The sequence below is a fragment of the Bizionia myxarmorum genome (assembly GCF_008086205.1).
Lineage (GTDB): Bacteria > Bacteroidota > Bacteroidia > Flavobacteriales > Flavobacteriaceae > Algorimicrobium > Algorimicrobium myxarmorum.
On sequence record NZ_VSKK01000002.1, the window covers coordinates 32,570 to 51,599 of the forward strand.

Annotated in this window: 17 protein-coding genes; 12 read left to right on the forward strand and 5 right to left on the reverse strand. The window is 33.5% G+C overall.

Features of this window, described 5'->3' with window-relative positions; all coding sequences use genetic code 11:
* The first annotated feature begins 165 nt into the window (after window positions 1-165).
* The 3 genes from ES674_RS09175 (at window position 166) to ES674_RS09185 (ending at window position 6,861) form a co-directional block, all read left to right on the forward strand.
* Window positions 166-3,198 carry a tetratricopeptide repeat protein gene (locus ES674_RS09175; RefSeq protein ID WP_148403708.1) on the forward strand — a complete coding sequence of 1,011 codons (3,033 nt, stop codon included), beginning with the start codon at window positions 166-168 and terminating at the stop codon, window positions 3,196-3,198.
* Window positions 3,199-3,255: 57 nt separating this feature from the next.
* Window positions 3,256-5,010 (forward strand): TonB-dependent receptor, encoded by a 1,755-nt coding sequence (locus ES674_RS09180; RefSeq protein ID WP_148403709.1) that lies wholly within the window; start codon window positions 3,256-3,258, stop codon window positions 5,008-5,010.
* Between the two features lie 228 nt (window positions 5,011-5,238).
* Window positions 5,239-6,861, forward strand: a complete 1,623-nt coding sequence (locus ES674_RS09185) for an amidohydrolase (protein WP_148403710.1) — start codon at window positions 5,239-5,241, stop codon at window positions 6,859-6,861.
* Window positions 6,862-7,023: 162 nt separating this feature from the next.
* Here ES674_RS09185 and ES674_RS09190 read toward each other — a convergent pair whose 3' ends face one another.
* Window positions 7,024-7,659, reverse strand: coding sequence for a class I SAM-dependent methyltransferase (locus ES674_RS09190; protein WP_148404113.1), 636 nt, complete (start codon window positions 7,657-7,659; stop codon window positions 7,024-7,026).
* A gap of 140 nt (window positions 7,660-7,799) precedes the next feature.
* Between ES674_RS09190 and ES674_RS09195 the strand changes: the two genes are divergently transcribed.
* The 4 genes from ES674_RS09195 to ES674_RS09210 all read left to right on the forward strand — a co-directional run bounded on the left by ES674_RS09195 (window position 7,800) and on the right by ES674_RS09210 (window position 10,738).
* Window positions 7,800-8,300 carry a YkgJ family cysteine cluster protein gene (locus tag ES674_RS09195; RefSeq protein WP_394348502.1) on the forward strand — a complete coding sequence of 167 codons (501 nt, stop codon included), beginning with the start codon at window positions 7,800-7,802 and terminating at the stop codon, window positions 8,298-8,300.
* 34 nt (window positions 8,301-8,334) lie between these two features.
* Entirely contained in the window at window positions 8,335-9,165 is an 831-nt protein-coding gene (locus ES674_RS09200; RefSeq protein WP_148403712.1) for a sterol desaturase family protein, read from the forward strand.
* Window positions 9,166-9,337: 172 nt separating this feature from the next.
* Entirely contained in the window at window positions 9,338-9,706 is a 369-nt protein-coding gene (locus ES674_RS09205) for a hypothetical protein (RefSeq protein WP_148403713.1), read from the forward strand.
* Window positions 9,707-10,111: 405 nt separating this feature from the next.
* Window positions 10,112-10,738, forward strand: coding sequence for a hypothetical protein (locus ES674_RS09210; protein WP_148403714.1), 627 nt, complete (start codon window positions 10,112-10,114; stop codon window positions 10,736-10,738).
* Here the strand turns inward: ES674_RS09210 and ES674_RS09215 are convergent, their stop codons facing one another.
* Entirely contained in the window at window positions 10,739-12,004 is a 1,266-nt protein-coding gene (locus ES674_RS09215; protein ID WP_148403715.1) for an exo-beta-N-acetylmuramidase NamZ family protein, read from the reverse strand.
* Here ES674_RS09215 and ES674_RS09220 point away from each other — a divergent pair, their 5' ends adjacent.
* Together ES674_RS09220 and ES674_RS09225 are read left to right on the forward strand one after the other, a co-directional pair.
* Entirely contained in the window at window positions 12,005-13,240 is a 1,236-nt protein-coding gene (locus tag ES674_RS09220) for an ABC transporter permease (protein ID WP_148403716.1), read from the forward strand.
* A 321-nt stretch (window positions 13,241-13,561) separates the two neighbouring features.
* On the forward strand, window positions 13,562-14,542 hold the full coding sequence (locus ES674_RS09225; RefSeq protein ID WP_148403717.1) for a PLP-dependent cysteine synthase family protein: 981 nt from the start codon (window positions 13,562-13,564) through the stop codon (window positions 14,540-14,542).
* A 16-nt stretch (window positions 14,543-14,558) separates the two neighbouring features.
* On the opposite strand, the gene ES674_RS09230 is transcribed toward ES674_RS09225, so the two are convergent.
* The 3 genes from ES674_RS09230 to ES674_RS09240 all read right to left on the reverse strand — a co-directional run bounded on the left by ES674_RS09230 (window position 14,559) and on the right by ES674_RS09240 (window position 16,279).
* Entirely contained in the window at window positions 14,559-14,942 is a 384-nt protein-coding gene (locus ES674_RS09230) for a DUF3037 domain-containing protein (RefSeq protein WP_148403718.1), read from the reverse strand.
* Entirely contained in the window at window positions 14,932-15,711 is a 780-nt protein-coding gene (locus ES674_RS09235) for a HipA family kinase (RefSeq protein WP_148403719.1), read from the reverse strand. Before ES674_RS09235 ends, ES674_RS09230 begins: the two co-directional genes overlap by 11 nt.
* Window positions 15,712-15,781: 70 nt before the next feature.
* The gene (locus ES674_RS09240) at window positions 15,782-16,279 is read right to left on the reverse strand and encodes a CIA30 family protein (RefSeq protein WP_246126008.1); all 498 of its coding nucleotides are present in this window, start codon (window positions 16,277-16,279) and stop codon (window positions 15,782-15,784) included.
* Window positions 16,280-16,410: 131 nt separating this feature from the next.
* Between ES674_RS09240 and ES674_RS09245 the strand changes: the two genes are divergently transcribed.
* From ES674_RS09245 to ES674_RS09255, 3 genes are read left to right on the forward strand one after another with little or no spacing between them, the layout of a single operon-like run.
* Window positions 16,411-17,682 carry a DUF2851 family protein gene (locus tag ES674_RS09245; protein ID WP_148403720.1) on the forward strand — a complete coding sequence of 424 codons (1,272 nt, stop codon included), beginning with the start codon at window positions 16,411-16,413 and terminating at the stop codon, window positions 17,680-17,682.
* A gap of 16 nt (window positions 17,683-17,698) precedes the next feature.
* On the forward strand, window positions 17,699-17,926 hold the full coding sequence (locus ES674_RS09250) for a PspC domain-containing protein (protein ID WP_148403721.1): 228 nt from the start codon (window positions 17,699-17,701) through the stop codon (window positions 17,924-17,926).
* A gap of 14 nt (window positions 17,927-17,940) precedes the next feature.
* Entirely contained in the window at window positions 17,941-18,951 is a 1,011-nt protein-coding gene (locus ES674_RS09255) for a potassium channel family protein (protein WP_246126009.1), read from the forward strand.
* Window positions 18,952-19,030: the final 79 nt, after the last annotated feature.

The window sequence follows — 19,030 nt, forward strand, 5'->3', positions numbered from 1 at the left end:
AAATTGTTTTTATTAGTTTTTAGATTTCGACTTCTGTGTAATGAAGAGTAATTCCTAAATATTACAATTAATTCTTTTATCAGTCTGTTTATAATTATAACATAATTCTAACGTTATAAAATACATATTAAATTATCTTTGATCTTTAAATTTAAAAACGGTTTCATGTTAAAAAAAACGGTTCTATCCATCCTATTTATGTTAGGAATTACGCTTGCTACTTTCGCACAGCAATCAGAAGCTTACACCAATCATATTGTCGAGTATCAAAAAGCGCTGGCTTTATATAATAGCAATCAATTTCAAGCAGCACAAATGTTGTTTAAAGAGCTCAAGAAAACGGCAGAAACAGATGAGTTAGTTGCAGACTGTGATTATTATGTGGCTAATTGTGCCGTAAGGTTAAATCAACAAAACGCGGATAAGCTTATTGAGGATTTTGTTGAAAATCATCCAACAAGTACCAAGCGAAATTCGGCATTTTTAGATGTTGCCGATTATTATTTCACCAATGGTAAATATGCCTATGCTAAAAAATGGTATGATCGTGTGGATGAAAGCAGTTTGTCCAGAACCGAGCGCGATAAATTCAGTTTTAATAATGGTTATGTTGCTTTTTCTACTAAAGATTATAAAACAGCTAGAAAGTATTTATCTCGTATTGAAAACTCTAAAGAATACGGATCTCAAGCTAAATATTATATTGGATTTATGGCTTATGAAAGCGATGATTACCAAGAAGCCAACACCTATTTTGATCAAGTAAGTGATCAGGAAAAATACAAGGAGAAACTATCGTATTTCCAAGCAGATTTAAATTTTAAATTAGGAAATTTTGATGAAGCTATCAAATTAGCGAAAGAGCAATTGCCAAAGAGTAATCGGGATGAAATTTCAGAACTTAATAAAATTATTGGTGAAAGTTATTTCAACCAGAAAAAATATGCCGAGGCCATTCCTTATTTAACGGAATACCAGGGTACCAAAGGGAAATGGAATAATACCGATTATTATCAATTAGGATATGCATATTATAAACAAGGAAATTTCGAAAAAGCTATTTCAGAGTTTAATAAAATTATTGATGGTAATAATAGCGTAGCACAAAATGCTTATTATCATTTAGGCGAAAGTTATATTAAACTGAATAAAAAGCAAGAGGCTTTAAATGCCTTCAGAAATGCGTCGCAAATGGATTTCGATTTAAAAATCCAAGAAGATTCCTGGTTAAACTATGCTAAAATTAGTTATGAAATAGGGAATCCCTACCAATCCGTTCCACAGGTTTTAACGACTTATTTGGAAAAGTATCCAAATACCACCTATAAAGAAGAAGTAGAAATTCTATTAATAGATTCTTATATCACATCCAAAAACTATCAAGAAGCTTTGAAATTATTAGAAGGTAAACGCAGTTTTGCAAGCAAAGAAGCCTATCAGAAAGTTACTTTTTATCGTGGTTTGGAATTATATAATGAGGGTCAATATCAAGATGCAAAAGCTATGTTCAATAAATCCATTAAGGAGGCCATTATTGAAACCTATACAACGAGAGCCACATTTTGGAAAGCCGAAGCTGATTATAACTTAAATAATTATGATGAAGCTTTAATTGGTTATAAACAATTTCAACAAGCCAATTCCGCTAAAGCAACGTCTGAATATAAAAACAGCGATTACAATTTAGCCTATACCTATTTCAAACAAAAAAACTACACCAAGTCTAGCGAGTTTTTTAACAAGTTTATACAAGGAAATGATTTAGATCCGGTGCGTTTAAACGATGCTTACTTACGTTTGGGTGATGCACATTTCGTTTCTAGTAACTATAGTGCCGCCATTAGTGCTTATGAAAAAGCGGTGCAAATGAATAAAGTAGATTCTGATTATGCCTTTTTTCAGAAAACTTTAAGCGAAGGTTACGAAGGGAAATCATCAGAGAAAATTAGTGGTTTAGAAGATTTTCTTCGGAAATATCCCAACTCCACACTACGGGATGATGCTATGTATGAATTAGGAAACTCCTACATAAAAGCGAATCAAACCGCGGAAGCCATGAAAATGTACGACCGTTTAGTTCGTGAAAGTCCAAGAAGCACATTGGTTTCAAAAACGTTATTGCGTCAAGGTTTGGTGCATTATAACGCCAGTAGAAATAATGAAGCTTTAGAGAAATTTAAAAGCGTAGCAACCAATTATCCTAACACAGCAGAAGCCAATCAAGCGGTTTCAACAGTGCGTTTAATTTATATAGATTTAGGTCGCGTTAATGAATATGCATCATGGGTTCAAACTTTGGATTATGTGCAAGTTACCGATGGAGACTTGGATAATGCTACCTATGAATCTGCAGAAAAGAAATATCTGGATGGCAAAACAGACGATGCTATTAAACAATTTAATGGCTATTTAAATCAGTTTCCACGAGGTTTACATAATGTGCAAGCCCACTTTTATGTAGCACAGTTATATTTCAAAAAAGATTTAAAAGAGAATGCAGCTCCGCATTATGAAGCTGTGATTAACGCAACGCCTAGTGAATTTACAGAAGAAGCTTTATCGCGTTTAGCACAGATTTATTTAGACACAAAAGATTGGTCGGCAGCTATTCCTGTTTTAAAACGTTTAGAAACAGAAGCGCGTTTTCCACAAAATGTGGTTTATGCACAATCCAATTTAATGAAGGCAAATTATCAATTAAATAAGTATAGTGAAGCCGTTGCTTACGCAGAAAAAGTATTGCAGCAATCTAAAATTGATAATAAAATTACAAGTGATGCTTATGTTATCATTGCACGTTCGGCTATGAAAACAAACGATGAAAACCGTGCTAAAACGGCTTATGCAGAAGTTGAAAAAACGGCATCTGGCGAAACGGCAGCAGAAGCATTTTATTACAAAGCATATTTCCAAAATAAAGCTAGTAATTACGAAGCGTCTAATGTAACCGTTCAGAAATTAGCTAAAGATTACTCGGGCTACAAATATTATAGCGCAAAAGGGTTGGTGCTTATGGCTAAAAACTACTACGCTTTAAATGATGCTTTTCAAGCTACTTACATTTTAGATAGTGTTATTGAAAACTTCAAGGATTATAAGGATGTTGTTACAGAAGCTCAAAACACCTTAACAAATATTAAATCAGAACAAGCAAAAACCAATGCATCGGTTCAGGCTCAAGAAGCATCTGAAAACTAAAAGGATGTACTAATTATGATGAATCAGCAACAATTTCAGCAATCAAAATTCAATTCTATGCGCAAGCACTTTTATATTATTTTTGCAAGTTTATTTACACTTTCAAGTATCGCTTCATTTGCACAAGTTCGTGATAAAGATACGTTGGATACCAATGTTATTAACGTGGTGAAGCCTTATACTCCTTCTATTTCAGATGCGTTTAAGGTCAAGGAAACACCATCTTTGGATGATGATGTTACGGCTACAAAAAAACCTATTGAATACAATATTTTTTCTATTCCTGTAGCGTCAACATTTACGCCTGCAAAGGGTAAAGCTGCGGTTTTAGACAAACAAAAGCCGCCAAAATTTTATAATAATTACGCATCTTTAGGTTTTGGAAGTTATACAACCATTTTAGGTGAATTATATTTAAACCATGCTATTAGTCGAAACGAAACAGTTGGCGGTTATATTCGTCATGAATCATCTCAAGGTGGTATTGATAAACTTTTATTAGATGATGCTTTTTTTGATACCAAACTGCAAGCAACCTATGGACAAACCAATCGTGATATGTCTTGGAACGTTAACTTTGGTGGTTTGCATCAAATTTACAATTGGTATGGCATGCAGCAACCGCTTTTTACGGAAGCTGATGCTGTAGGAGTTGATGCAGTTCATTCTTTTTATGGTGTGCATTTAGGTGGCGATTTTACGTTTCAAGATTCTTATATTGATACTGGAAGTGTGCTTTTTAGACATTTTGGTGATGATTACGGATCTGGTGAAAATAATTTCAAAGCTAAAATTGCATCTGATATTCCTGTAAGTGATTTTGAAATTAATACAGAGTTAACTATTGAATATGTAGGTGGAAGTTTTGATAGAAATTACATTACAACAGATGCCGTAGATTATGGTAACTTTAGTATTGGTTTAGCACCTACTTATCAATTAATTCAAGACGATTTAACGCTAGATTTAGGTGTTTCTTTAGTGTACTTAAATAATACAGAAGCGGGTGATAGTAATTTTTTCATCTACCCAAATATTTCGGCTTCATACCGCGTTGTTGATGAATTGGTTATTGCTTATGGTGGAATTAAAGGTGGTTTAATTCAGAACACCTATTATAGTTTTGCTCAAGACAATCCATTTGTATCGCCAACTTTAGGCATTACGCCAACCGATCAGAAATACCATGCCTTTGTTGGCTTGAAAGGAAAAGTTTCCAATAGCGTCGGTTATAATATTAAAGGTGCTTATATGGCTGAAAATAATAAAGGATTATTTCGAAATAATTTAGTGCCTTATGATTTCGCTTTAAATGAATCCTACCAGTTTGGAAATTCCTACGGCGTGGTTTATGACAATGTAACTACCATAACTGCTGGAGGTGAATTGAATGTGGATTTAAACCGTAATTTTACATTAGGTTTGTCTGCGGATTATTTTATTTATGATACTAAATATGAAGCCGAAGCGTGGAATTTACCAAGCATCAAAGCGTCATTATTTATGGATTATCAAATTTCAGAAAAATGGTTTGCTGGTGCTAGCTTATTCTATGAAGGCGAACGCGAATCCTTATCTGGCTTTGCCGTTGTAAATAATCCGTTATTTCCAACATTGGTTAATCCAACGCAAAAAGTTACTTTAGATGGTTTTTTTGATGCCAACGCTCATGTTGGTTATCATGTAAACGACCGATTATCCGTTTTTGCAAAAGTAAATAATATTGCTAGTCAGAATTATCAACGTTGGTCTAATTATCCAGTTCAAAGTTTTCAGGCTATTGCTGGAGCAAGTTATAAATTTGATTTTTAATCTAAATTCCTGCCAAGGTAGGAAACATTTGAGTTCAGTGCAGCTAATCTCATGGATAGAAGTACTAACTTTTAGTTGAAAATGAACTTGATTGCGGATTTTATCAATTTTCTCTAATATTTCTTTAAAAGCGTTCAAATTTGAACGCTTTTACTATTTTTACAAATCGTGAGTTCTAGTATTCAGACTAAAAGATGGAAAATATCTAGAATTAATTCAAAAATAATTATGAAAAAACTTTTAACTCTAGCCATATTAGCAACCATGCTATCGTGCCAGAAAGAAAAAATTCAAGTTGACGCTATTGTCATCAACGGAAACGTGTATACTGTAAACGGTACATTTGATAAAGCCGAAGCTTTCGCCATAAAAGATGGTAAATTCTTGGAAATAGCCAGTGCCAAAATTCTTCAAGATAAATATGTGGCAGATACCCTTATTGATGCACAAGGTAAAACTATTATGCCGGGTTTTATTGATGCACACGCACATTTTGAAGGTTTAGGAAATAATCTATTGAGTGTTGACTTAATGGGTTCAAAAAGTTTTGAAGAGGTTATTAAGCGTGTATTAGACTTTCAACAAGATAAAGAATCAGCTGTTATTTATGCTAGAGGTTGGGATCAAAATAATTTTGAAGGAAAAGAATATCCGGACAATGTCTTATTAAATCAACTGTATCCAGACACGCCGGTGGCTTTAGTTCGTGTGGATGGCCATGCAGCATTGTTTAATCAAGCGGCTTTAAATTTAGGAAATGTTACCGAAAAAAGTAAGATAGATGGTGGCGATTTCGTTAAGAAAGATGGAAAATTGACAGGCGTTTTAATAGATCGCGCTCAAAGTTTGGTATATGACAATTGGCCTGCTACAACAAGAAGTCAACGCGTTAATGCCCTTTTAGCGGCTCAAGAAGAATGCTTTAAATATGGATTAACAACTATTGATGATGCAGGTGTTGGCGCTGACGGGATTGCTATTATGGATAGTTTATATAAGTCTGGCGATTTGAAAATTCGTTTATACGTCATGGCTAGTGGCACCGCAGATCAATTAGATTATTATTTGAAAAACGGTATAGTGAAAACGGATGGTATGCATATCCGTTCCTTTAAAATATCTTCAGATGGTGCTTTAGGCTCTCGTGGTGCTTTACTTCGTGAACCATATTCTGATGCTCATGAGGTTTTTGGATTACCAGTTACTAGTTTAGATTATTTAGAAAAAGCAGCAAACCGTATTGCCAATTCTGAATTCCAATTAAATACACATGCTATTGGCGATTCTGCTAATCATGCCGTTTTAAACATTTACAAAAAAGCTTTAGAAGGCAAAAAAGATAGACGTTGGAGAATTGAACATGCGCAAATAATTTCGCCAGAAGATTTTAAAAAGTTCGGTGATATTATGCCATCCATTCAACCAACTCATGCCACAAGTGATATGTATTGGGCTGAAGAAAGGTTAGGAGCGGAGCGTATGAAAGGTGCTTATGCCTATAAAGAATTACTAGATATTTATGGGAAAGTAGCTTTGGGGACTGATTTCCCGGTAGAAAAAGTAAGTCCATTTTTAACATTTCATTCGTCCGTTGCACGTCAAGATGTGGAACAATTTCCAAAAGATGGTTTCCAAATGGAAAATGCCTTGTCTCGTGAAGAAACGTTGCGCGGTATGACCATTTGGGCTGCTTATTCGAATTTTGAGGAAAATGAAAAAGGCAGTATTGAGGTTGGTAAATTTGCCGATTTCATTATTTTAGATCGCGATATTATGAAAGTTGCTATTCAACAAGTTCCAGAAACTAAAGTAGAACAAACCTATTTAGGTGGAAAACCACAACTAAAATAGGGAATAGGTTTTAGGTATTAAAAATTCAAAAATCGGCAAAAACGTAGGTTTCTGCCGATTTTTTTGTTTCCAAAAACAAGAGTTTAAAAATATAATCCTCACATCCTCACATCCTCACATCCTCACATCTTCACATCTTCTCATCCTCAAATCAACAAAACTCTAATATAACCTAGCCAAATAGTCAAAATGGTCACCATCCATCACTTTATCACAAGACAATTCTATGGTTTGACAGGCTTTATATAGCATATCAAAATCCAAATACAGCCATTTCATAGGCGTTTCTTCTTCACCCTTATAACTTAAGTAATAATCCAATTCTCCGTAATAGTTGGCATGTGTATCAATCCATAATCCGCCATCTTCATCTTCGTACATATATTTTATGTCTGACGAATCAATCAAAATCTGACCTCCAGGATTTAATAAGGATTTTAAATGCTTCAAATAGGTGCTGACTTCTGATAATTCTTGGAAAATACCTGTGCCATTCATTAGTAACAAAATGGTGTCAAAGGTTTCAGTTTCATCTAGAAGATCTTTTAATTCCGCAAATTTCACACCGCGATTTTTGGCCACGGCAATAGCACCTGCTGAAATATCTATCGCTTTTACAGAAAGGCCTTTGTTTTGTAAATATAAACTGTGACTTCCGGCGCCGCAACCCACATCTAAAACAGTGCCTTTAGCCAATTTCAGCGCTTTCTGCTCCAGTTTCGGCATGTCTTTAAAGTCTCGAAATAAATAGGAAATAGGTAACTCATCTTCTTCTGAAATACTAGTAGATGTAACCATATCTTCTGTATAATTTCCAGATTGATAGTCTAATAATGCTTTGCCAAAAATGTCTTTTAAATTCAAAGTTTAATATTTAAAGTTTAATATTAGGATGGTTTTTATAGTTTTGCAAGGATTTGAATCTCAAACCTTGAATTTTGAACTTGAAACCCAAAATAGAAAGTCTACCAAAACTCGCCAAAGATAAGCATAAGGAAAATAAAGATTTCTTTAAAAAATTAAAAAAGAAGCCGCCAAAGCAATTGGATTATATCATGCAAGAACTGCATGAGGCGGAATTTAAGCGAACCGATTGCTTAACATGTGCCAATTGCTGTAAAACGACAGGGCCACTATTTACGGATAAGGATATAGAGCGGATTTCCAAGCATTTTAAAATGAAACCACAACCTTTTATTGATCAGTTTTTAAGATTGGATGAAGAGAATGATTATGTTTTGCAATCTGTTCCATGCACCTTTTTAGGCGCCGATAATTATTGTGGTATTTATGAAGTCAGACCCAAAGCGTGCCGTGAATTTCCACATACTGACCGCAAGAAATTTCAGCAAATTTCAAATTTAACCATGAAAAATGTTGAAATTTGCCCAGCTGCCTACAATATTGTCGAAGAAATGAAAAAGCGGATTCCGTTTTAATTATAACTTTTAGTATATTTAAACAAAAAACACCTTGGAAGCCATTTTTAACTATTTTGAAAACATTCCAACCCTGCACCGAAGTATTTTACTGGTGGGTGGAATTATGCTTTTTTGGATTTTGGAAGGTGCTTTGCCTTTATTTCTTTTTAGATATAAGAAATGGAAACACGCTTGGCCCAACTTATTTTTTACGCTAACTACCATTATAATAAACTTCGGATTAGCCTTTTTGCTATTAAAATCCACGGATTGGGTTATAGCCAATAACTTCGGAATTATTAATTGGTTACCAACCATGCCTTTATGGTTATATGTTATTTTAGGCGTGTTACTACTTGATTTTTTTGGTGCTTATTTAGCACATTTTGTAGAACACAAAATTCCAGCGCTTTGGATGGTTCATTTAGTGCATCATACCGATCATCAGGTAGATATTACAACTGGAAACAGGCACCATCCTATTGAAAGCGTTATTCGTTTCTCTTTTACTATTTTTGGTGTTTTTATTGTGGGAGCACCCATTGGCATTGTTTTTTTGTACCAATCGCTTTCGGTTATTTTTACGCAATTAACACATGCTAATATAAAAATGCCTCGAAAATTAGATAAGGTCATCAGTTATATTTTTATTTCTCCAGATATGCATAAGGTGCATCACCATCATGTGTTGCCTTATACCGATTCTAACTACGGAAATATTTTCTCTATCTGGGATAGACTCTTTGGTACCTATATGGAATTAGATCGTGATAAAATTATTTATGGTGTTGATGTGTTTCCAGATGAAATAGCAAATGGTAAAATTCAAGAACTCTTAAAACAGCCATTTGTGAAATATCAGAGACCAACTATTAAAACATAGCGGAAAAAGAATTTTCTGTTTTTTAGCAGAAACCAGACTGTTTATCTCTTTTATTTGTCAGTTAACTATCTTTTTACGGTTTTTTGTAAGTTTTTCCTTAAAGAAAATTTGTTTTTTGTGAGGAAATTTAAATAAGAGAATTTATATTTGCTAAAATTGGTTTTAATAATATATGAAGACACTTGTTTTCAAGTTTTTATTTTTCGGTATTTTCATAGTAGCATCATCAACATATGCGCAATCCAACTACATTGCCAAATTAGAGAAAAACACCAATTTAGGAGCAAGCACTTTATTCCATGAATTAAATAAAACTAGAGACACTTTAATTCTAAAAAGTCCCTCTAAAATCAGTCGGATTTACGCCATCAATAACGATTTTAAGCGTGAAATTGATACCCAATTAGATGCTTTTAATTATAAGTTATCACTTGATAGTTTATCAAAAGGTAAACATGTACTTGTTGTTTCTCAATCTCCAAAAAAAATAATCTTCGTAATTTATATTCTAGACAAACTAACGGCTATTGAACGTATTTAAAGGGTTCCTATCTGTTTTTGAAATATAAATCCATTAAAGTAATTATGTGTTTCTATTCTTTCTACTCCGTTAATCGATAAAATTTTCAATAATTTTCTGTTAAACTAAAAAATATTGAGCCTTAACGAATAACAAGTTCATTATTAGATTCGCTTGTAGCATCATCTTACTTTTACGCTATAAACAACTGATTGATAGCTCAAAACAGATGTGTAAAATTAAATTTATTCGTCATGAAACCATTTCAAATAATGATGTTTATGTTTATGGTAGTGTGTTGCAAACACGTTTTCTACGGACAAAATACAATTTACTCAACCTTAACAAAAAACATTAATACCAAAGCATCGGGCTTATCGCACAATTTAAATGTTGCGGGAGATTCCTTATTGTTAAAGAGTCAGTTTGTCCTTTCTAAAAATTGAAATTATAAACGATTTCGAAGTTCAGGTTATTCCTTTTCCTAATGAAGCTAAAGAAGTGGGCGTGCCATTAAATAAATTAGATGTTGGTAATTATACCATTTCAGTGTTTTTTATTGAAGGTAAAGATGGTACCTATATTTATAGTAAAACAGTCGTTTTTAAAATTGCTAGATTATTACCAATTATGGAATTTTCCACTTCTAATTTGGCACTTAATATTACGACTGGATTAGATGAAGATACCATTCTAATGCCTGAAAATTTTAATAAGGTAATTTCTGCAAGAACTTTAAAAACTGATAATGTAGCTACTGATTTTTCAAGAGCTAATGTTAAAGCTACAAATATAGAATCTTTAAAAAATTTAGTTCCACCTAGAGAAACTAGAGAAATCAGTTTTGATTCTAAAAAAATGAGATCTAAAAATAAACCTCTAGCAGCTTCTATTAAAACAGAAGATGCTCTTGCAGATAATGGCGACGTTATTTTTGTTCCTTATAGTCTTTCTGATACACGCCGTTTTAGTGATGATCCTCGCTACGTTAATCAATCTAGAGAAGCATACCGAAAAGAAAATTTAAGACCTAACGGCAAACCGTATAATTAGTTATTTGTAAAGTAAGTAAGGTTGGCGCATGCTATCATAAGCTTCTAAACCTTGAGTCCAGGTTTTCTTAATCTCGAGAGCGCTCATGCCGGATTCAATTTGTTTCTGTAACGAAGTTGTTCCAGCTAATTTTATAAAGAAATTATTGAAAAACGCTTTTTTATCATTTGTCGCTTGATAAGCTTCAATTATATAAGTTAAATTAATGTGTTTTAAAGGTTTTGAAGCACTTAAATCTAAACCATAACAAAGTTTGCCGTCATGTTTAGGGCTTTTGGCACCTTCATTTGGTTTGGGTGTAAATGTATAATTAAAATTGAATTTCTTTTTATCTAAAAAAGGACTCCCAAAAATTTGAAACTGTTTTTCAGTGCCGCGACCTGCATTGACATTAGTGCCTTCAAAAAAGCATAAGCTTGGATACAAATTTATAGCTACATCATTTGGTAAATTAGGTGATGGTTTTATAGGTAACTTATAAGCCGTTTGATGCGTGTAATTGTTAACATGAATAACGGTTAGTTTACATGTTACTTCATTTTTTAGCCACTTTTCACCATTAATCATTTGGGCATATTCGCCAATTGTCATGCCATGAACTACAGGAACGGGATGCATACCAACAAAGCTAGTATGCTCCATTTCCAAAACTGGTCCATCTATATAATGACCGTTTGGATTCGGTCTGTCTAAAATTAAAAGAGGAATATTTTGTTCGGCACAAGCTTCCATAACAAAATGTAAAGACGAAATATAGGTGTAAAAACGAGCGCCAACATCTTGGATGTCGAAAATCATAAAATCAATATCGGCCAACTGTTCTTTACTCGGTTTTTTATTATTTCCGTAAAGAGAAATAATAGGTAAACCTGTTTTAGAATCGAAACCATCTTTAACCATTTCTCCAGCATCTGCTGTGCCACGAAAACCATGTTCCGGAGAAAAAACTTTAATGACATTCACGTTTAAGGCTACTAATGAGTCCACTAAATGCGTATATGTTTTATGCGCGTTATCTTTAAAAATAACGCTAGTTTGGTTTGCAACAACCCCAACGCGCTTTCCTTTTAACAGCGGCAAATAAACCATTGTTTGGTTTGCACCAACAGTTATAGACTCCGTTTTGGCGGGAATTGGATGTGCTGAATTTTGAGTTGTATTGGCTTTTGAAGTCGATTCATTTTGTGAAAAGTTTCCACAAGAAATCAGTACCATAACAAATAATAAAACTGTATTTTTGGACTTATTTAATAGTAATTGCATCATTTGAATTTCGAATATTTTATAGCAAAACGCATTATTGACAGTAAAGCGTATAAAAGTAGCGTATCGGCACCAATAATAAAAATTGGTATCGCGGCAATTGCTATAGGTATCATTGTGATGATGATTTCTATTGCCACTGGAATTGGACTTCAACAAAAAATTCGTGATAAAGTCGTTGCCTTTAATGGTGAATTGATGATTTCTAAATTTGGCGATAATAATTCGCAAGAAAGTGATAGTCCGTTATCATTAAAACAAGATTTTTACCCCGATTTTAAAGCGGTTGAAGGCGTCAGTCATATTCAAGGTGTTGCCACAAAATTTGGAATTATTAGAACGGAAGACGATTTTGAAGCCATCATTGTAAAAGGCGTTGGTACGGATTATAAATGGGATTATTTTCAGGAATATTTGGTGGAGGGAACTTTGCCAATATATACAGATTCCTATAGCGAAGATGTTTTGATATCTGAATACATTGCCAATCGTCTGCATTTGGGCGTTGGTGAAACTATTCAAACGTATTTTGTAAATAACGATTTCAATAAGCAACCACGCATTATTCCTTATAAAATAGTGGGAATTTATAACTCCGGCTTTCAGGAATTTGATAAAACGTATGTCATTTCGCATATCAAACATTTACAACGTATTAATAAATGGGAAAAAGATGAAGTTGGACATTTTGAACTTTTTGTGAATGATTATTCAAAGTTGGATGACATTCGTGAACAAGTTTACAAGAATACACCAGCCGAATATAACACGATTACTGTCGAGAAAAAGTTCGATTCTATTTTTGAGTGGATAAGTATTTTTGTTAAAAACATTTATGGAATTATTGGCATCATGGTTATAGTTGCCGGATTTAATATGGTTACCGCGTTATTGGTTTTAATTCTGGAACGCACCCAAATGATTGGTATTTTGAAAGCTTTGGGCAGTAATAATTGGACCATTCGTAAAATATTTCTCTACAATGCTTCATACTTAATTATTTTAGGATTGGTTTGGGGAAATGTTATAGGTTTAGGAATTCTGCTTGCTCAAAAATATTTTAAAATTTTCCCTTTAGATCCTAACGTTTATTATGTGAGTGAAGCACCTGTTTATTTAAGTTTCACCTATATTGCCACATTAAACATTGGTACATTTATCTTGTGTTTACTCATGTTATTGATTCCTTCTTATATTATTACTAAAATTTCGCCAGTAAAAGCTATTCGTTTTGAATAGTTGAATTTGGGCGTTTACTACTTCGCTATCGCTTCGTATTACCGCGCTTTCCATTATATCTTTTTCTCGTACCTCAAAAAAGGATGCCATTTCAATCGCTAACGCAAAACAGCAATAAGTCACCGTATTGAGTAGAAAGATAATTCCAAAATTCTCTGTGTATCTCTGCGTTTCTTTGTGAATCTCCGCGAAATAATCGGTAAGAGTAGGCATTCGCGAAATTCGTGTTTAAAAAACGTTTCGTGCTTTCCATTCAAAAACTTACCTTTGCATTTCAATTTTCACATTACATTTTAATTATAAGCGCATAAGCAAGCATATATGGAATACGCAGAAAATATATTAGAAACTATTGGTAATACGCCTTTAGTGAAATTGAATAAATTAACAGCTGATTTACCGTGTTTGGTTTTATCAAAATATGAAACCTTCAATCCTGGAAACTCCGTTAAAGATCGTATGGCTTTAACTATGATTGAAGATGCTGAAGCTGATGGGCGTTTAAAACCAGGCGGCACTATTATTGAAGGAACTTCAGGGAATACAGGAATGGGATTAGCACTTGCGGCGATTGTTAAAGGTTACAAATGTATTTTTGTAATGGCCGATAAACAAAGTAAAGAAAAGGTTGATATTTTGCGCGCTGTTGGAGCAGAAGTGGTGGTTTGTCCTACAAACGTGGAACCAACAGATCCTAGAAGTTATTATTCTGTTTCTAAACGTTTAGGCGAAGAAACACCGAATGCTTGGTATGTGAATCAATATGATAATCCAAGTAATACAAAAGCACATTATCAGAGTACAGGTCCAGAAATTTGGAAACAAACCGATGGTAAAATTACTCATTTTGTGGTTGGAGTAGGAACTGGTGGTACCATTTCTGGTGTTGGAAAATATTTAAAAGAACAAAATCCCGATATTAAAGTGTGGGGAATTGATACCTACGGAAGTGTGTTTAAAAAATATCACGAAACAGGAATCTTTGATGAAAATGAAATTTATCCATATGTAACAGAAGGTATTGGCGAAGATATTTTACCAAAAAACGTCGATTTCAGTATTATTGATGGTTTTACAAAAGTAACCGATAAGGATGCCGCTATTTACACGCAGAAATTAGCCAAGGAAGAAGGTATGTTTTTAGGAAATTCCGCTGGAGCCGCTATTAAAGGACTTTTACAGTTGAAAGAACATTTTACCAAAGACGATGTGGTTGTGGTTTTATTCCACGATCATGGAAGTCGCTACGTTGGGAAAATGTTTAATAATGAATGGATGGAGAAAATGGGTTATGTTGAATAACTAATATTTCAAATTTTTATAATACAAACGATTCAAAGAGACCTTCCAAGGTCTCTTTTGGATTTGTACATAATCCAGAATGCGTTTTGGAACATTGAAGGATAGTGCTTTTTGAAGCCGCTAACCATCGGAATCTGTCGGATAATTCTAATTTTTCAATGGCTCCGCCATTTGGATTGCCATGACAAACTAGTTCCCAAGATTTTAAATAATTTTCAATGTCAGCTAACTCTATTTCACTGGAAAATGCTTCAAATTTCTTCTCATCAATGTGAAATTTTATACCTAGAAATTTTTTGCGTTTGGAAAATAGAAGCACGCCAACGTTAAAGAATTCTTCACGTTCAACTTTAGGTACAAACCTGATAATGGCATATTCAAAAGGAACTTTATCTGGCATCTTCAGCTTCTTTAACTAAATTATCAATCATAGCAAGTTTGGCCTCTATATACGTTTTGTAAGCTGCGCGAATTTCAATTGGTGAAATCGTATCATTCTCATGTCGCAACCAATCTTCCGGAATCAGCGCAATGATTTCTTGTGTTTTTAAATTGGTGAGTTTTTCTTTTATTTCTAATGAAGCTTCTTTCAGATTTTCTGCAAATTCTAATAGCACATGATCTTTTATAAGCGGGAAGGTGCGTGTTAAATGGTTCTCCCAAGTTGGCCAATTATGGTGAAAATAAAAACTGGCGCCATTATCAATCACCCAAATTTCTTTATTCCATACTAATAGGTTGGTGTTTTTAGCGGTGCGGTCAATATTACTAATAAGGCTATCCAAAATTACGATTTTAGAAGCCGTCATAGCATCAATTTTAGATGCTAACGGATCAAAAGTAATTGCGCTAGATAAATAATGCAATCCTAGATTTAAACCAACGCTGAACTTAAGTAAGTCTTGAATTTCCTCATCAGGTTCTGTTTTACTAAAGGAATCATCCAAATTCATAAAAACCAATTCAGGAACATTCAAGCCAATTGCTCGCGCTATTTCACCGCCAAGAAGTTCAGCAATTAATGCTTTTTTACCTTGCCCGGCACCTCTAAACTTTAATACATATAGGAAGTCATCATCAGCTTTTACTATAGCAGGAAGCGATCCACCTTCACGCAGTGGATTTATATATTGAACAACTTCAACGTGTCTGATTTCAATTTTATTCATAATAACGAAGATACTAAAAGTTAGAAGTAAATGGACGTGAAGAAAAGCACAATAATTATGCGTGGATTATTTACTTAAGTAAAATAATACTATCTATTTCTAATTTAAAAGTTTGGGTTTTTTTATTCCCAATTAAAAAACCTATTTCTTCAATATTATTACTGGGAAAGGTTGGTAAGTCTAGTTTTCTACCACGAAAAACGGCTGGCATATCGGCAAAAGCAATGTTTATGGTTTCCCATTCGCCTGTAGTATTAAAAGTGGCCGCATAACTATATTCATAGGTTTTGTTGGATTTAACTCGAAATTGAAAAGGTTTACCATCTCCTTTTATGCGCATTTGAAAATGTTTGAAATCGCCTTCCAGTTTTATTTTGCAATCATGTCTTACTGAAGAAAAGCCTCCATTATTTTCTAGGGATATTTCGCCTTTAAAAACACCGAAACCATCTTCATTTATAGAAAACGAACCATTAGATTTCCCACCCATGACCACATCGTCTAAAACGTGCCAATCCGTTGATTTACTTTCTGAATTAAATTTATAAACAGGTATTGAAGTTTGCATGGTAAAAAGTATTGCTATGAAAACGAGATATTTCATAAGTAAATGTAGGTTCCAGTATTGGAACAGTACTGTAAAAATACGAAACTAAAAATGAAGTTTCTTAATTGGCTAAAAATGTCTAAATTAGAATTATGCAAGAAGCCTTTTTACATTATTTGTGGCAATTTAAAAAGTTTCAGATTTTGAATTTGAAAACAACGCATGGGCAAGCAGTAACTATTATTAAGTGCGGACAACACAATCACTTAGCGGGTCCAGACTTTTTTGCAGCCCAACTAAAAATTGACGATCAGCTTTGGGCCGGAAATGTGGAAATTCATATTAAATCTAGCGATTGGTATGTTCATAGTCACGAAAAAGATGCAGCTTATCAAAATGTTATTCTTCATGTGGTCTGGGAACATGATACAGATATTTTCAGGAAGGATAATTCCGTTATTCCAACCTTGGAACTCAAAAAATATAGTGATAAACAACTTTTAGATAATTATTACCAATTATTTTCAAAACAGCAGAAATGGATTAATTGTGAACCCGATTTTCATAGCACGGCGGATTTTTTGCTTAATAATTGGTTGGAGCGTTTATATATTGAACGTTTAGAGAAAAAAGCGGTTGCAATTTCGGATTTATTAGAGAAATTGAAAAATAATTGGGAAGCGGTTTTATTTGTCATGCTGGCTAAAAATTTTGGCTTAAATATTAATGGTGATGCGTTTTTAAGTATGGCGCAGTCCTTAGATTTTAATATTATTAGAAAACTTCAAAATAAACCAGAGGAACTGGAAGCACTTTTTTTTGGACAAGCTGGAGTTCTGGATGCTAATAGTCAAGAACCTTATGAACAGCATTTGGTAAAGCACTATCATTATTTAAAAAATAAATTTCAGCTAAACAATGATCATGTTACAAGTCCACAGTATTTTAAATTACGACCACCCAACTTTCCTACTATTCGCTTATCGCAGTTAGCCCAATTATATTTAGAATCCGATAGTTTATTTTCTAAAACTATTGCTGGCACAACTTTAGAAGAATTTTATGTGCTTTTTCAGGTTGGCTGTTCCACTTTTTGGGAAAGTCATTATACGTTTCAAACCATTTCAAAGACTTCAAAAAAAATATTAACCAAAAGCTTTATAAATTTACTCATTATAAATACCATTGTTCCTCTTAAATTCGCTTACTCTAAACATCAAGGGCAAGACCAAGTTTCAGAATTGCTAGATTTGATGAAGAAAGTCCCTTCGGAAAATAATACCATCGTAAAAAAGTTTAATGACTTAAAGCCTATGCCAGATTCGGCTTACGTTTCTCAAGCATTGTTACAACTGAAAACCCAGTATTGCGATTTGAATAAATGTTTGCAATGCGCTATTGGAAATAGATTATTAAACAAATAAATTATTACATTGCAGTATGAATATTCTTTACAAACCGTTGCTCTATTTTCAAAAGCATGGATTTTATGTCTGTCAGCGGATAGCGGACCGTATGGGCATTCGTGCTAAAGTGGTACGTACTTCTTTTATGTATCTTACCTTTGTAACATTAGGTTTTGGTTTTGCGCTTTACTTATTTTTTGCTTTCTGGATGCGTATTAAAGATTTGTTATTCACTAAACGGTCCTCTGTTTTCGATCTATAGTTATGAACACGTTCATGCTCAATCTGTTCCGCTCTAAAATAGTTATAGCCATTGGCTTATTAATTTTTCTACTTATTATTGGTGTAGTCGGTTTTATGTTTATGTCTGGTTATCGCTGGATAGATGCGCTTTATATGACCGTTATAACCGTTACTACGGTAGGTTTTGGTGAAGTACGCCCGCTAGATGATGCGTCAAAAATGTTCACTATTTTCCTTATTCTTACCAGTATTGTTATTGTTGGTTATGCTATTAGTGTTATTACAGAATTCATTTTAAGTAAAAATAATTTTGAAGATTTAAAACAGAAAAAAATGCAAAAAAAGATTGATAATCTTTCTGATCATATTATTATTTGTGGCTATGGCAGAAATGGCAAACAGGCTGCCCACAAATTAATGGCCTATAAAAAACCGTTTGTAATTATTGAGCGCAATAAAGAGGTGATTGATAAATATCAAAGTGAAATGGTACCGTTTGTCCTTGGAAATGCCAATGAAGATGAAATTTTGCTGCTAGCCGGAATTGAACGCGCTACGACCTTAATTTCGGCATTACCTAATGATGCTGATAATTTGTTTGTGGTTTTATCTGCAAGACAAATTAATAACGAAATGATTATTATAAGTCGTGCTTCACAAGAAACCTCTTATAACAAACTAAAATTGGCAGGGGCTAATAATGTAATTTTACCAGATAAAATTGGTGGTGATCATATGGCGTCTTTAGTAGTAGTACCCGATTTAATTGAATTTATAGATAATTTATCCATTGGAGGAAAATCTAATATAAACATTGAAGAAATTGCAGTGAGCAAGCTTTATGATGCCTCCAATATTAAGACCATTCGTGATCTGGATTTACGAAATAAAACAGGCTGTAACGTTATAGGTTACAAAGATGGAAATGGTGAGTATATTATTAACCCAGAAGCCGAGCAGCCACTTATGCCAAACGGTAAAATTATAGTGCTTGGTAGGCCAGAGCAGATTATGAAGTTGAATTCTATTTATAATATCAAATAATCAAAATTTGTTTTTAACAACAGATGTTTTAAAAACTCAATGTTTTTTTGCATCTTGTCCTACTAATTTAAAAAAAACT